The sequence below is a fragment of the Lysinibacillus antri genome (genome assembly GCF_003977595.1).
In the GTDB taxonomy this organism is placed as follows: Bacteria; Bacillota; Bacilli; order Bacillales_A; family Planococcaceae; genus Ureibacillus; species Ureibacillus antri.
The window spans coordinates 37142-51096 of the sequence record NZ_RYYR01000001.1 but is presented as its reverse complement, the minus strand read 5'-3'; the positions used below and the strand labels follow the sequence as shown (position 1 = coordinate 51096).

Genomic DNA, 13955 nt, shown 5'->3' with positions numbered 1-13955 from the left:
TAAGTTTGATAGGGAGGGATACGATGCTTCAAGAAGTTTTACAGAGTTTACCTCAAGTATTAATCGATGGGCTTACTTTAGGTGCTGTATACGCAGTTGTTGCGCTTGGTTACACAATGGTTTATGGAATTTTACAATTAATTAACTTTGCCCATGGCGAAATTTTTATGTCGGGTGCATTTATTGGTACAGCATTCTTTATTTTAATTATGGGGACGAGCTGGGCAGCAGGAGTGCCACAAATTATTTTGTTAATTTTAGTACTGATCTTAACGGCAAGTATTACAGGACTAGTAGGGGTTGGAATGGAACGAGTAGCATATCGGCCATTGCGAAATGCCCCGCGACTAATTCCGCTAATTACGGCCATTGGGATATCTTTTATTCTGCAAGACCTTGTTCGCTTTATCGCAGAACTTTTTAATGGTAATTATATTGTGACAGGACCCTCACTATTTTCCGAACAGATTACATTAAAAACTTCTTCGATTTCAAGCGTTTTTTATGATGCGAGCTTTAAATCATCTTTTTTAATTGTGCTTGGTACGGCTATCGTGCTAATGATTGCTTTGGATTACTTCATTAATAAAACAAAATGGGGTACTGCCATGAGAGCGGTTGCCTTAGATCGAGAGACAGCCTCACTGATGTCCATTAATGTAAATAAAGTAATTTCGATTACATTCTTTATCGGTTCAGCATTAGGTGGCGCAACAGGCGTATTATTCGCAGTTCAATACGGAACAATCGACCCTTATATCGGATTTATTTTAGGATTAAAAGCCTTCATCGCAGCCGTTTTAGGAGGTATTGGAAATATCCGTGGGGCAATGCTTGGCGGAATGTTGTTAGGATTAATGGAGATGTTTGCTTCTGCAAATTTATCTTTGTTAACAGGTGGCGTATTTGGTGCGGAATATAAAGATGTATTTGCTTTTGCCATTTTAATATTAGTACTTATTTTCAAGCCAGAAGGTTTACTTGGAAAACCAACGGCAGAGAAAGTGTAGGTGACGAATATGAAGGAAAAACTAACAGCTTTTTATCAAAATAAATGGGCCCAAACTGTGTTTCTCGCATTATTTGTGATCGTCACTTCCGCAGCGCTGTATTTCTCTCAAAAATCCGTTGTTTCATTTTTATTATTACTATCTTCACTGTTAATATTGCATTTTATGAATTTGAAAAATGTAACGAAATGGATCGTAGCTCTCGGATTATTATTTGTTTTAATTCCATTTGCCTCAAGTGGCGGACCTGCTTTTCAATCGTATATGGAAGTCGCCACAATGGTAGGTATTTATATTTCAATGGCACTAGGGTTGAACATCGTTGTTGGGATGGCTGGTTTACTTGACTTAGGATTCGTTGCCTTTTTTGCAGTAGGAGCGTACACATATAGTATTTTTGCAACGAAACAAGCATCAAACTTTATGCCATTTGGAGAGTTTCCCCTTGGTGGCGAAAGTTTCTGGGGATTTTTAATCATTGGTGGAATCATGGCTGCTATTGCAGGAGTTCTAATTGGTGTCCCCGTTTTAAGGGTAAAGGGAGATTATTTGGCCATCGTTACATTAGGATTCGGGGAAATTATTCGAATCATTTTTAACAATGCAGACCGACCAATTAATTTCACAAATGGTGCGATGGGAATTGCCTCTGTTACACCGCCAGAAATTTTTGGAATTACATTATCTTTTCCAAATCAATTCTACTTTGTTACGTTGGTCATTTTAATGTTTACGATTTTTTCCGTTTTACGTTTGGAACACTCCAAATTAGGTAGGTCATGGAAAGCGGTTCGAGAAAATGAAATTGCAGCACAAGCAATGGGGATCCCATTAGTTCGTACTAAATTATTAGCCTTTGCTTTAGGCGCATCCTTTTCAGGAATTATGGGGGTCGTATTTGCTGCAAAACAAGCGTTTATTGACCCAACAAGTTTTACCTTGATGGAATCCTTTACAATTTTAGTAATGGTTGTACTTGGCGGAATGGGAAGTGTCCCAGGTGTTATTTTAGGTGCAGCTGTCGTGACGATTTTAAATCTACAAGTACTAACAGAATTAACAAACTGGCTAAATCAGTTAAGTTTATCAGGTACATTATCCATTCCAGATGCTTTATCACCTGCAAAAATGCAAAAGTTTATCTTTGGAGCTCTTCTAGTAGCCTTTGCATTATATCGTCCTAAAGGATTAATTCCAGCAAAAAATAAAATCTTTGATGCAAAGAAATTAAAAGAGGACCGTCCGCATCGAATGGATAACGATTCGGACCTAGATGCCATTCCAGTTGATCAAGACAAGGTACGAGTGTAAGGGGGGATAGCAATGGCAATATTAGAGGTAAAAGATATAACAAAGCAATTTGGAGGTTTAACAGCGAATAAAGACATTACAATGGATGTAGAAGAAGGCAAAATTACAGCCGTGATTGGTCCCAATGGTGCTGGAAAAACGACCTTCTTTAATATGATTACCGGTGTCTATCAACCAACATCAGGTGAAATCAAACTTGATGGTAAATCGTTAATTGGTTTACGACCCGATGAAGTGGCGAAAAAAGGGATATCGAGAACATTTCAAAACATCCGTCTCTTTGGTGAAATGTCTGTCATCGAAAATGTATTAGTTGGCATGCATACCCATTTAAAAACGAACTTACTCGGTATTTTTCTAAATTTGCCATTCACAAAACGAGAAGAAGCCAATGCGGAAAAGGAAGCATACCGATTACTAGAATATTTTGATTTACATCATTTATTAAATGAAAAGGCCAATAACTTAAGCTATGGCGCACAACGAAAGCTTGAAATTGCCCGTGCCCTCGCAACAAAACCTAAATTAATACTATTGGATGAACCTGCAGCTGGGATGAATCCAAAAGAAACAAAAGAGTTAACAGATATTATTAAAACGATGGGTCAACAATTCAATGTAACGGTTTTATTGATTGAACATGATATGAAACTCGTTATGGAAATTTCAGAACATATTGTCGTACTAGACCACGGCGAAAAAATAGCAGAAGGCAATCCGGAACAAATTCGAACAAATCCAAAAGTAATTGAAGCGTATTTAGGTTCAGCTGCTGTGCATTAGGGCATAAGGAGAGTGAGACAGATGACGGTTTTAGAAGTGAAAAATATTGAAACATATTATGGTGCAATTCAAGCTTTAAGAGGAATTAGTCTCGATGTAGCAGAAGGCGAAATCGTAACTTTAATAGGTAGTAATGGTGCCGGAAAGTCTACAACATTAAAATCGATTAGCGGACTAGCAAAAGTGAAATCTGGTAGCATTCATTATAAAGGAAAAGAAATTACAAATAAACCTCCCCATCAAACGACTCTATTAGGTGCAGCCCATGTACCTGAAGGGCGGAGAATTTTTGCCAACTTAACCGTAAAAGAAAATTTGTTAATGGGTGCTTTTTCGGTTAAAGGAAAAGATGTCATTGACGAGCGAATGGAATTTGTCTTTAGCTATTTTCCAAAATTAAAAGAGCGTTTTCATCAAAAGGGTGGGACGATGAGTGGTGGGGAACAACAAATGCTTGCCATTGGTCGTGCGTTAATGATGAAACCCGATTTACTTATGCTGGATGAACCTTCCATGGGACTAGCTCCGATTATTGTCGAACAAATTTTTGAAATCATCTTACAACTAAATGCAATGGGAATCACCATTTTACTTGTCGAACAAAACGCCTACCAAGCATTAAGTATCGCACACCGTGGTTACGTAATTCAAAATGGGACCATTGTATTAAGTGGGAAAGGCTCAGATCTTGTAGAAAATGAAGAGATCAAAGAAGCGTATTTAGCTTAGAAGAGTACGATCGTTTTGAGAGCATTTTAGTAATGTTGTGAATAAAGTGAAACTTCAATTAGTAGGGGTTTTCTTCATCCTCCACTGATTGTTAGTTGAACCAATCGGGCTTTTACGGGCAGTTGATCTCCCACTTATCCTTTTCGCTTCACTAAAATCTTGAAGTGGGAGTCTTGTACCTGTCGCTAAAGCTTTCGGTACAGATAAATTACTGCCCGTTAATGCGGGATAAATAACCTGATGAAGTGCCAATATGAAAAAAGAAAACTCGAAGGATAGCCTTCGAGTTTTTACCGTATTAATACACTTTATCCCCATTAAAAATCGAGTTTTTTACGACAACATAGTCCACTGTACGAATGGCATCTAATTTCGTACCACCAGCGTATGAAATCGAGGATTGTAAGTCTTGTTCCATTTCAGTTAAAGTATCCATTAACGATCCTTTAAACTCTACATACATTTTTTTACCTTCAACGTTTTTCTTCTCACCTTTTTGGAATTCCGACGCTGAACCAAAATATTCTTTATATGTTTGGCCATCTTTCGTAATCGTTTGACCAGGTGATTCCTCGTGACCAGCAAATAATGAACCGATCATGACCATGGAAGCGCCAAAGCGTACTGATTTTGCGATGTCTCCGTGTGTACGAATACCACCATCCGCAATAATTGGTTTTGTTGCAGCTTTTGCACACCAGCGAAGAGCAGCTAATTGCCATCCACCAGTACCAAAACCAGTTTTAATTTTTGTAATACATACTTTCCCAGGTCCAATGCCGACTTTCGTTGCATCGGCACCGGCATTCTCTAGTTCACGAACTGCTTCAGGAGTACCTACATTACCAGCAATAACAAAGCTTTGTGGTAAATGATATTTAATATGTTTAATCATTTCAATTACGGCATTTGAATGACCGTGTGCAATATCAATTGTAATAAATTCTGGAATTAAATCTTCAATAGCTAATTGTTCAATAAAGCCGTATTCTTCAGGTTTAACCCCAACAGAAATTGATGCAATTAAATTACGAGCGTGCATATCTTTAATAAATTCAGCACGTTTTTCTGGATTGAAACGGTGCATGATATAAAAGTAACCGTTTTCTGCTAATTTAATCGCAATCGATTCATCAATAATTGTCTGCATGTTAGCAGGAACGACTGGTAGCTTAAATTTATGTCCACCAAACATGATGGATGTGTCACATTCAGAACGACTGTTTACTATACATTTATTAGGAATTAGTTGAATATCTTCATAGTCAAATACGTTATCCATTTAAAAACACCTCAAAATCACGAATATTTTTTAAAAAGTTGGGCAAAATGTTCGCCCTTTGGTAATTTACCTTATTTTCGTAATGTTGTCAAAGGTTTATACGATTTTTTTAGTTTAACCTATAATAATGGAAATATAATAAGTTACCCACTTCGGAAAAAGGGGAAGTTGCATAAAAATATTTCTCTGTTGTCATATTAAACAACAAAGGAGATGACATTATGCCAAGAGAATCTGAAAATCAACATGTCGAAGCAACACCCCATATGGACGGACCGAAAGAAAGTATTATTAATGACCCTACCGCAACTGGAGGGGACGCGATGGGAGTATATACAGAAGCAAAACCTATTGTGGAATTTGGAATGGAAAAAAATCCGTTTAAATTTACACCGAAAGAAGATCCGATGATGAGTCGTTTTGAGAAATTAATGAAAGGAACAAAGAAGGAGTAAATATTTATTTGTGAGTAAATTTTTGGACCTATAGGAAATTTCTCCCGGGTTACGAGCGTCTTTTCACTGAAAACGAGCGACTTTCGTGAATTTACGAGCGATTTTCCCTAGGTTATGAGCGATTTTTCAAGAAATACGTGCACTTTTAACATTTGCAAGACATATGTACAAAAAGCTTCGTCCTACCTTCATAAACTAGATGAAGGAGGGAGCTAATCGATGCTTGATAAAATCAAATTATTAATTGGTCAGCCGATTGGCGTTGCATTTAAAAATGGGCTGAGCGTAGCAGGCGTATTATGCGATGCAGACGAAAATGAAATCTGTTTGATGGAATATTTATATCAAGCAAAATTTGTACAAAAGTACTATAATTACGAGTTAATTCAAGGTATTTATATATTCCCTAGTTGTGAAAACGATTTAATTAATTAAACGATAAAATCCCCTAAGAAAGAAGTATTTTCTTCAAGGGGATTTTATTGTTTATTTTCCTTTATATTCGAAAGCATAAATATGTGTCCGCGCTAAATTAATTATTTTATTGATAAATTCACCACGTGGTTCATGAAAATCATTTGTAATCCAATCCATAATGATTCCATAAAAGCCATAAGCGGTATACCGTTTAAAATAATCCATATCAACAGGAATATTATCAATTGTTTGAAATTCAAATTGTTCTTGATAGATTTTCAATATTGTTAATGGGAACTGTGTATGTAAGCCAGGTATCGTATCCTCATATTTTACAAGCTCAAAAAAATTCCGTGCGTCATAAATAAATTGAATAATATGAAAAGAAGGTTTACTCAATTTCGTTGTGTTTACATGTTGACCTTTTTCATATGGTTCACCGACTGAGGCTTCTAAATTCTGTAGCATCGTGGAGAGCAGATCTTGGGCTAAATGTTCTTTATCATGGAAGTGAACATAAAACGTACTTCGGTTATATTCAGCCAATTCTACAATATCTTTTACAGAAATAGAATGATATCCTTTTTCTTTTATTAGTTGAATAAAGGCTTGTTGTAAATGTTTTTTTGTTCTTTTTTGTCGTTGAGATTCGCGATGTTCTTCAATTGTCATAAAATTGCCTCCTAAAATAGACAAATTGTTCAAAAATGTCTATCTCTTCTACAAATGATACCGGATTAATGATTGTTTTAAATGTGAAGAAATTAGTACAATTAACTTGTAAACAAAGACAGTTTAATTTTCCACATCCATTTACAGGTAAAATAATTCTGTTTTTATTATAAAATGCGGGAGGTAATTTTAAATGGCTAAATTACAAGACAAAGTAGCAGTAATTACAGGTGGTGCTTCAGGAATTGGCGCTGCAACAGCAAAACTTTTTGTATCTGAAGGAGCAAAAGTTGTACTTGTTGACTTAAATGAAGAAAAAGGACAAGCATTTGCACAAGAGTTAACATCTCAAGGTGCAGAAGCTCTTTTTGTGAAAGCAAATATTACAAGTGAGGAAGAAGTTGCAAACGTTTTCAAAACAACAGTAGAAACATTTGGTAAAGTAGATGTAGTATTCAATAATGCGGGTATTGGACGTGTTCATTCATCACATGACTTAGAATACTCAGAATGGCGCAATACAGTAAACGTAGACTTAGATGGTGTTTTTTTAGTTGCACGAGAAGCTATTCGTGAATTCTTGAAAACAGGTGGCGGTACAATGGTCAACACGGCTTCGATGTATGGCTGGGTAGGTTCACCGGGTTCTGCAGCTTATAATGCAGCAAAAGGTGGAGTAATTAACTTAACTCGTTCTTTAGCATTAGAATATGCTGAGCAAAATATTCGCATCAACGCTCTATGCCCTGGCTTTATTGATACACCGATTATCCCGGAAGAGAGCAAGCAAGTTTTAGCTTCTATGACGCCAATGAAACGCCTTGGCCAATCAGAAGAAATGGCAAAAGCGGTATTGTTTATGGCTTCTGATGATTCATCATTTATGACAGGTAACACATTAACAGTTGACGGCGGGTATACGGCTCAATAAAATGGTGCCTGGCAACGCAAGCGATTCTAAAAATTTAATACAACTCTAAAAGCCCTACTAGGAGAAGGATTTCTCTTAGTGGGGCTTTATTTTATGAAAATATTACAAAGTTTACAAATATTACATTTATTTTCTATTTTTATATCATTATGTATAAATATGTAAATCGCTGGATAGTACTTAGTTCGTAATCATTTTTTGAGATTCATATTAAGGAGGACTAAGTATTGAAATCGAAAATTATTTTGATAATGTTATTCATCACATTCTTATTTACGACGATCACGACAAATGTAAGCGCAATGGAAATGGATCGTGCAGCCATGCATCCTGGAGAAGAAGAGAAGCACGTAATTATAAATGATTTAATCGATGCATTTTTCTTTGATGATGCGCTTTACCGGGAAATGATCTTTTATAAAACGGTAAAACCCCAAACTTACCAAGTACAAGATGGTGACAATTTATTTAGAATTGCCGTGAATAATAAAGTGGATTTAGTGGATTTAATGCGGTGGAATGAGAAATCGGACTTTACCATTCATCCAGGTGAAGAATTAATTATTAGAGGTGGTACGGCTGTCAACGAATCGTCTGCAATGGATTCGACTAATACAGAAGATGAAACGTTTGTAGCTACAAGTACACCGGAAGTAGAACTCAATGCAGAAAGTGAACCAAACTCTTCAGACGAGGAAATGATTGTAACGGCAACTGCTTATACCGCCTATTGTGAAGGGTGTTCAGGGACAACGAAGATCGGCATTGATTTACGGTCGAATCCAAATCAAAAAGTCATTGCGGTTGATCCAAGGGTGATACCATTAGGATCAAAAGTGTGGGTGGAAGGATATGGGGAAGCGATTGCGGGAGACACGGGTAGTGCGATAAAAGGAAATAAAATTGATGTATTCATACCATCCTATGACCAAGCAATGGAATGGGGCAGAAAATCGGTTAAACTAAAAATCTTAAATTAAATTATACTTGCTTTAGGATAGTAATTTCCTAGAGCTTTTTTTCAGTTCTAATCATAATTTCATAAACGAAGAAGGAAAATAGGACTATTTTATTTTTTGTTTGAAACAAATGTGGAATATTAACCGTAATACCTGTTATACATATGGAAGGGAGGTAAAAACATGAAATTTAAACATGCCCTTTTAGAGTATCGTCTTCGAAAGAGCCACAATGTGTTTGAGCCAATTTATTATTATGCGGATATTGATTTAGGGGAGGTTTTAGCAAGAAGAGAGTGCGAGTTTTTTGTTAAAGACGGCATAACGTATAAACAACTTTCCTCTAGCATTGAAGAGCAATTGTTTGTGATTTATGTAGAGAAATATGAAGAAGCGCCTCCTGAACATCAACAGTATAAAAAGGAGACAACTACTTTAGAAGTGAGGGAATTGAATACAAGAAGGGATCATCCACTCATCACTTCCATGAATTTTGATAATCATTTTGATATTTTAAGTTTGATAGGAAGTGTCTATACATATTTCGACGGAAAAGAGTGGGAACGTGATTCAGCGGAAATCGATGAAGACAGGTTAACGTATATTCTATATGTGACACTTGCAGGTTAAATCGTTTATGGGGGAGAAAAAATGCTAAAGAAAACAAAGAAAATGATGATGGGCGTAGTTTCTGCCACACTTGTGACGTCGCTTGCAGGTTGTGGCAGTGATCGTCCAGCCAAACCTACTGGCTATGATTGTGACGATTGGGAATGGGATAGCGATGCAGGAACATATTATTGCGATGATGATGATTCTACTCATTCGGGCGGCTACTATCATGGGGGCACGATGTACAAATCGAAAAAGGCTCTCCAAAGCAGCTCAGCCTATCAAACCTATTACTCTAATTACAAGTCTGGTATAGGTAGTGGAACAAAAGGTGGATTTGGTGGGTAAGATGGATTCTTTTATTCAAGAACGCCAGCAATTTTATCGTCAACTCGACGAATTTTGGCATGATTTATATCAAACAGAATATGCACTTTATGATATTAAAACAATATCGAAAACGTTAATGGGGGACATTAAGCAAGCAACGGAAAGAATAGGTCATATTTTTTATAAAACCGCTAATCTTTTACGTAATCTGGATGACGATACCTTATTACAATTAGGATTTCCAAAAGAAACATTGTCATTTATCCGCCTTCAAACAATCGCTATCGAAAGTGTCATTGCAAGGCTTGATTTAGTAGTCCTAGATAACAAAATTAAATTGCTTGAGATCAACAGTGATACACCGACATTTATTAAAGAAGCTTTTTATGTAAATGGGAAAGTGTGTGAAGAGTTTAGGTTAGATAATCCAAATGAAGGGTGCGAAGATCAACTCCGAAATGCGCTAAAGAAGGCGATCCAATTAGCAGCATTATCGATAGGAAAAAAAGAGCATGCACATGTAGTTTTTTCATCGCATGGAGATCACGATGAAGATCGCTATACAACCCACTATTTAAAACGATTAATAGAAATGAATAGTGAGTTTACTAGCTTAAGTGAATTACGTGTAGTGGAGAAAAATGTATATGAAAATGGTCAGCTAGTTCTACAACGTGGACTTTATGATAACCAAGGTAGGAAAGTTGATATTTTATATCGTCAAACTTATCCAATTGAACATTTAATTGATGACATCGATCCGATTTCAAAGGATAAAGTAGGGCAAATTCTCCTTCAGTTTGTAAAAAATCAAGAGCTAGCCATTCTAAATCCACCCTCTGCCTTTTTATTACAATCAAAATCGATTATGGCACTTATTTGGGGTTTATACGAATTAGAAAATTCTTTTTATAATGCAGAGGAACTAGAGTGGATTGGTCAATATTTTTTACCGACTTATTTAGATGAGGATGCCTTTATAGGACAAAAGTGTTTTGTGAAAAAGCCATCCTTTGGGCGTGAAGGTGACACGGTTGAAATTTATAGTGCAACAGGTGAAAAAGTGGATAAGACGCCCCTTCAAACTTATTTAGATACTTTACCAATCTATCAGGAATTTATCGCATTGCCGACAACCTCTGTAAAAACAGAAAGAGGAATGAAAGAAGTTCATTATATGTACGGCAGTTTTTTAGTAAATGGTGAAGCGAGTGCCTTTGCAATTCGTGCAGGGGGTCAAATTACCGACAATGAGTCCTACTTTTTACCAGTGGGCATAGAGAAAGAAGGAGACGAGTAATCATGGATTTAATCTCATTAGATAGTATTTTGCATTTTTTAGCTTATGTTGGAACAGGTTTAGTATTACTCATACTAGGGATCATCGCGTTTGCGTTTACAACGAAGTTTTCAGAATGGGAACTCATTAAGGCTGGAAATGTGGCAGTGGCATACAAACTATGGGGAAAAGTAATTGGTTTATCCATTACGATTTATACGGTTTGGAGTAACAGTGTAAGTTTACTAGATGCCTTTATTTGGGGACTTGTTGGAATTATTGCGCAAATCGTTGTGTACTTAATCATTGAATATGTATTAACGCCGAAAACGAATTTAGCGCAAAAAGTAGAGGAAGGCAATAAAGCAGTTGGATTTAGCTTATTTGCTGTAGGCATTGCGGTTGGTTTGATCGTGGCAGGGAGCTTAACTTATTAAAAAAACTTCAATCAGAGGGAATGTGAAAATCCCTTCTGGTTGAAGTTTTTTTATGCTCATTTAATCAATTCATAATAAAAATGTTAACAATTCTTACATGCAAAAGAAGGTGAGGTTCAACCATGCCCGACAAAGTATCTAAAATAACTATAGAAATTATCGAACAAAGGTATAAATCCAAATTCGACTAAAAATAAGTACAATCGCACTATCAGTAAACTTTAGTAATCCAATTATAGCAACATTTGGAAACGCTTTACTAAAAGACAGCAGCTTCAGAAATATGAAAAAACAGTCCATGTTAGCCATGTTGACATCGGAAAAATAATAAGTAAAATAAAAGTTAGATATTACATGTTACATTTTATAACATATTATGAATACATAAAGTAACGTGTAAATATATAGTTGAAGGGAGAAGGATGAATATGGAAGCAGTGCAAGTTCTAATGGATAACCTGTGGGTAGCAATTGGTGCAATTTTAGTATTTTTCATGTTAGGTGGTTTTATTTTACTCGAAGCAGGTTCCACAAGAATGAAAAACGCCGGTCATGTTGCTGGTAAAACAATTTTCACAGCAGGTATTGGTACTTTAGTATTCTGGGCTGTAGGATATGGTTTTATTTACGGTGAAGGAAATGCTTTTATCGGATTATCTAATTTCTTCTATGGTGATGCTTCAGCTGCAGATGGTGGTTTAACGCCAGCAGTTGATTTTTCTTTCCAAGTAATGTTTGCTTTAGTTTCATTAACAATTGCATTCGGCGGATTTGCTGAACGTGCAAAACTAGGTGCATATGTCATCTTCGCCGTACTCTTCTCGGCATTTATCTACCCAGTAGTCGCACATTGGATTTGGGGTGGCGGTTGGTTAGCAGAACATGGGAAACAAGATTTTGCTGGCTCAACAGTCGTTCACTTAACCGGCGCCATGGCAGCATTGGCAGCTACAATGATCTTAAAACCTCGTATTGGGAAATATAATAAAAATGGTACATCGAATAATCTAGCTGGTCATAACCAAGTTTATACAACTTTAGGTGTTCTCATCCTTTGGGTAGGTTGGTTTGGATTCAATGGTGCAAGTACTTTCGGTGTTTCAGATGGATTTTTAGGATATGTTATTTTAAATACACAATTAGCAGCAGCAGCAGGTGCGGTGGCAGCGATGTTCACGGCATGGGCTGTAACAGGTAAAGCAGATATTCCAACCACATTAAATGGTGCACTGGCAGGTTTAGTCGCAATTACTGCTTCATGTGGATTTGTAGCTCCATGGGCGGCAGTGATTATCGGTCTTGTCGGTGGTCTAATGGTCGTATTCAGCATGAAGTTATTCGATGGCTTAAAGTTAGACGACCCAATCGCAGCCCTATCTGTTCATGGTACGGTTGGTGTTTGGGGAACTCTTTCAAACGGTTTATTCGCATTACCAGCACTGTCTACGGATATTGACTGGGGTCAAGCAGGATTATTTTACGGCGGTGGCTGGGAACAATTGGGTGTTCAAACTTTAGGTGTTGTCGCATCTGGTATTTATGCATTTGTTGTTTCGTTTATTATTCTAAAAGTAATGGATAAAGTAATGGGCGGTCTTCGTGTGACAGAAGAAGAAGAAATTATGGGTCTAGACATAAGTGAGCACGGTAGCTACGGTTATCCAGAACAAATGGCACTAGAACAAGCGAAATTAACAACAGCAGCTACAAAAGAAAAATTTTCTTAAAAGCCGTATACTTAAAATCAAAAAGCCTCTGACATACAGAGGTTTTTTGATTAAAAGGACGTGTGAGTGTGGAAACATACGAAGCGATAAAACAATGGAAAGATGCGAATATTACTGCTTTTTTTAAAAGTAATCGTTCATTAAATGAATTCCACGATCAAATCATGCGAAAAGTATTTCAGGTCGCAAGCGATAAACTAAATCAGCCCCCACCTTGCGATTATGCGTGGTTTATTACCGGAAGCGGAGGCCGTTTCGAACAAGGACGAATTAGTGACCAAGATCATGGGATTGTATATGAACAGTCAACCGATGCAAACAATGAATATTTTATAAAACTAGGAGAAGAAATTTCATATGGTCTTGATGTTGTAGGATATCCCTATTGTACCGGTAATATTATGAGTTCGAATCCTATTTGGTGTAAATCCTTTGAGCATTGGAAGTTGCAGTTAGTGAACTGGATGGAAAAAGAAACATGGGAAACAATTCGGTATGTTCAAATCTTTTATGATGCAAGGGTTCTTGTTGGTAAAAGTAGTTTAATCGAACAATTAAAATCAACCATTTATCAATATCAGTTAGAACATCCAACACTCATTCGCGCTTTTATGACGAATATAAAACATATAAAAAATGGGATTGGTCCAATGGGGCAATTTTTAGTAGAACCATATGGAGGATATCAAGGATGCATTAATTTAAAATATACAGCATTTCTTCCTTATGTAAATTCAATTCGCCTTCTTTCGATTAAAGAAGGAATTTTTGAGACATCGACAATTGATCGGATATATCGTTTGATGGAGATGGAAAAATACCATGAATTGCTGCAAAATTGCACGGAATATTTCGAGGTGTTAACGAAGTACCGATTATCTTTAACCGAAGCGGAAGATTATGATGATACACATTACTTACATGTTAAACAATTAACAAAAGATGAACGGAAGGAATTGAAACGGATTTTACTAGAAGGAAAGCGGCTGCATGATGAAGTAAAGAAAAGATTTTAGATAGG

The 13955-nt window shown here is 36.6% G+C and carries 16 protein-coding genes; 14 read left to right on the top strand and 2 right to left on the bottom strand.

What is annotated here, in order from left to right:
* The first annotated feature begins 23 nt into the window (after positions 1-23).
* From EK386_RS00260 to EK386_RS00245, 4 genes are read left to right on the top strand one after another with little or no spacing between them, the layout of a single operon-like run.
* Entirely contained in the window at positions 24-1010 is a 987-nt protein-coding gene (locus tag EK386_RS00260) for a branched-chain amino acid ABC transporter permease (protein WP_126657005.1), read from the top strand.
* 9 nt (positions 1011-1019) lie between these two features.
* Positions 1020-2321 carry a branched-chain amino acid ABC transporter permease gene (locus EK386_RS00255; protein WP_126657004.1) on the top strand — a complete coding sequence of 434 codons (1302 nt, stop codon included), beginning with the start codon at positions 1020-1022 and terminating at the stop codon, positions 2319-2321.
* 12 nt (positions 2322-2333) lie between these two features.
* Positions 2334-3104, top strand: coding sequence for an ABC transporter ATP-binding protein (locus EK386_RS00250; RefSeq protein WP_126657003.1), 771 nt, complete (start codon positions 2334-2336; stop codon positions 3102-3104).
* A 21-nt stretch (positions 3105-3125) separates the two neighbouring features.
* Positions 3126-3833 carry an ABC transporter ATP-binding protein gene (locus EK386_RS00245; RefSeq protein WP_126657002.1) on the top strand — a complete coding sequence of 236 codons (708 nt, stop codon included), beginning with the start codon at positions 3126-3128 and terminating at the stop codon, positions 3831-3833.
* Positions 3834-4131: 298 nt separating this feature from the next.
* On the opposite strand, the gene guaC is transcribed toward EK386_RS00245, so the two are convergent.
* Complete coding sequence (guaC, locus tag EK386_RS00235) at positions 4132-5115, bottom strand: GMP reductase (protein ID WP_126657001.1); 984 nt, start codon at positions 5113-5115, stop codon at positions 4132-4134.
* Positions 5116-5336: 221 nt separating this feature from the next.
* Here guaC and EK386_RS00230 point away from each other — a divergent pair, with 221 nt between their 5' ends.
* Together EK386_RS00230 and EK386_RS00225 are read left to right on the top strand one after the other, a co-directional pair.
* Positions 5337-5570 carry a hypothetical protein gene (locus EK386_RS00230; protein ID WP_126657000.1) on the top strand — a complete coding sequence of 78 codons (234 nt, stop codon included), beginning with the start codon at positions 5337-5339 and terminating at the stop codon, positions 5568-5570.
* A gap of 219 nt (positions 5571-5789) precedes the next feature.
* The gene (locus EK386_RS00225; protein ID WP_126656999.1) at positions 5790-6005 is read left to right on the top strand and encodes a hypothetical protein; all 216 of its coding nucleotides are present in this window, start codon (positions 5790-5792) and stop codon (positions 6003-6005) included.
* A gap of 51 nt (positions 6006-6056) precedes the next feature.
* On the opposite strand, the gene EK386_RS00220 is transcribed toward EK386_RS00225, so the two are convergent.
* Positions 6057-6659, bottom strand: coding sequence for a TetR/AcrR family transcriptional regulator (locus tag EK386_RS00220; RefSeq protein ID WP_126656998.1), 603 nt, complete (start codon positions 6657-6659; stop codon positions 6057-6059).
* Positions 6660-6852: 193 nt separating this feature from the next.
* On the opposite strand from EK386_RS00220, the gene EK386_RS00215 reads away from it, so the two are divergent.
* The 8 genes from EK386_RS00215 to EK386_RS00180 all read left to right on the top strand — a co-directional run bounded on the left by EK386_RS00215 (position 6853) and on the right by EK386_RS00180 (position 13950).
* Positions 6853-7590, top strand: a complete 738-nt coding sequence (locus tag EK386_RS00215; protein WP_126656997.1) for an SDR family NAD(P)-dependent oxidoreductase — start codon at positions 6853-6855, stop codon at positions 7588-7590.
* A 227-nt stretch (positions 7591-7817) separates the two neighbouring features.
* On the top strand, positions 7818-8570 hold the full coding sequence (locus EK386_RS20555) for a 3D domain-containing protein (protein ID WP_281274231.1): 753 nt from the start codon (positions 7818-7820) through the stop codon (positions 8568-8570).
* Between the two features lie 162 nt (positions 8571-8732).
* Complete coding sequence (locus tag EK386_RS00205) at positions 8733-9179, top strand: hypothetical protein (protein WP_126656996.1); 447 nt, start codon at positions 8733-8735, stop codon at positions 9177-9179.
* A 21-nt stretch (positions 9180-9200) separates the two neighbouring features.
* On the top strand, positions 9201-9509 hold the full coding sequence (locus EK386_RS00200; protein WP_126656995.1) for a hypothetical protein: 309 nt from the start codon (positions 9201-9203) through the stop codon (positions 9507-9509).
* A 1-nt stretch (position 9510) separates the two neighbouring features.
* A complete protein-coding gene (locus EK386_RS00195; protein WP_126657262.1) occupies positions 9511-10791 on the top strand; it encodes a glutathionylspermidine synthase family protein in 1281 nt (426 codons plus the stop codon).
* A gap of 2 nt (positions 10792-10793) precedes the next feature.
* Positions 10794-11207, top strand: a complete 414-nt coding sequence (locus EK386_RS00190) for a DUF350 domain-containing protein (protein ID WP_126656994.1) — start codon at positions 10794-10796, stop codon at positions 11205-11207.
* A gap of 428 nt (positions 11208-11635) precedes the next feature.
* The gene (locus EK386_RS00185; protein WP_126656993.1) at positions 11636-12934 is read left to right on the top strand and encodes an ammonium transporter; all 1299 of its coding nucleotides are present in this window, start codon (positions 11636-11638) and stop codon (positions 12932-12934) included.
* Positions 12935-13002: 68 nt separating this feature from the next.
* Positions 13003-13950 carry a DUF294 nucleotidyltransferase-like domain-containing protein gene (locus EK386_RS00180; RefSeq protein ID WP_126656992.1) on the top strand — a complete coding sequence of 316 codons (948 nt, stop codon included), beginning with the start codon at positions 13003-13005 and terminating at the stop codon, positions 13948-13950.
* The last annotated feature ends 5 nt before the right edge of the window (positions 13951-13955 follow it).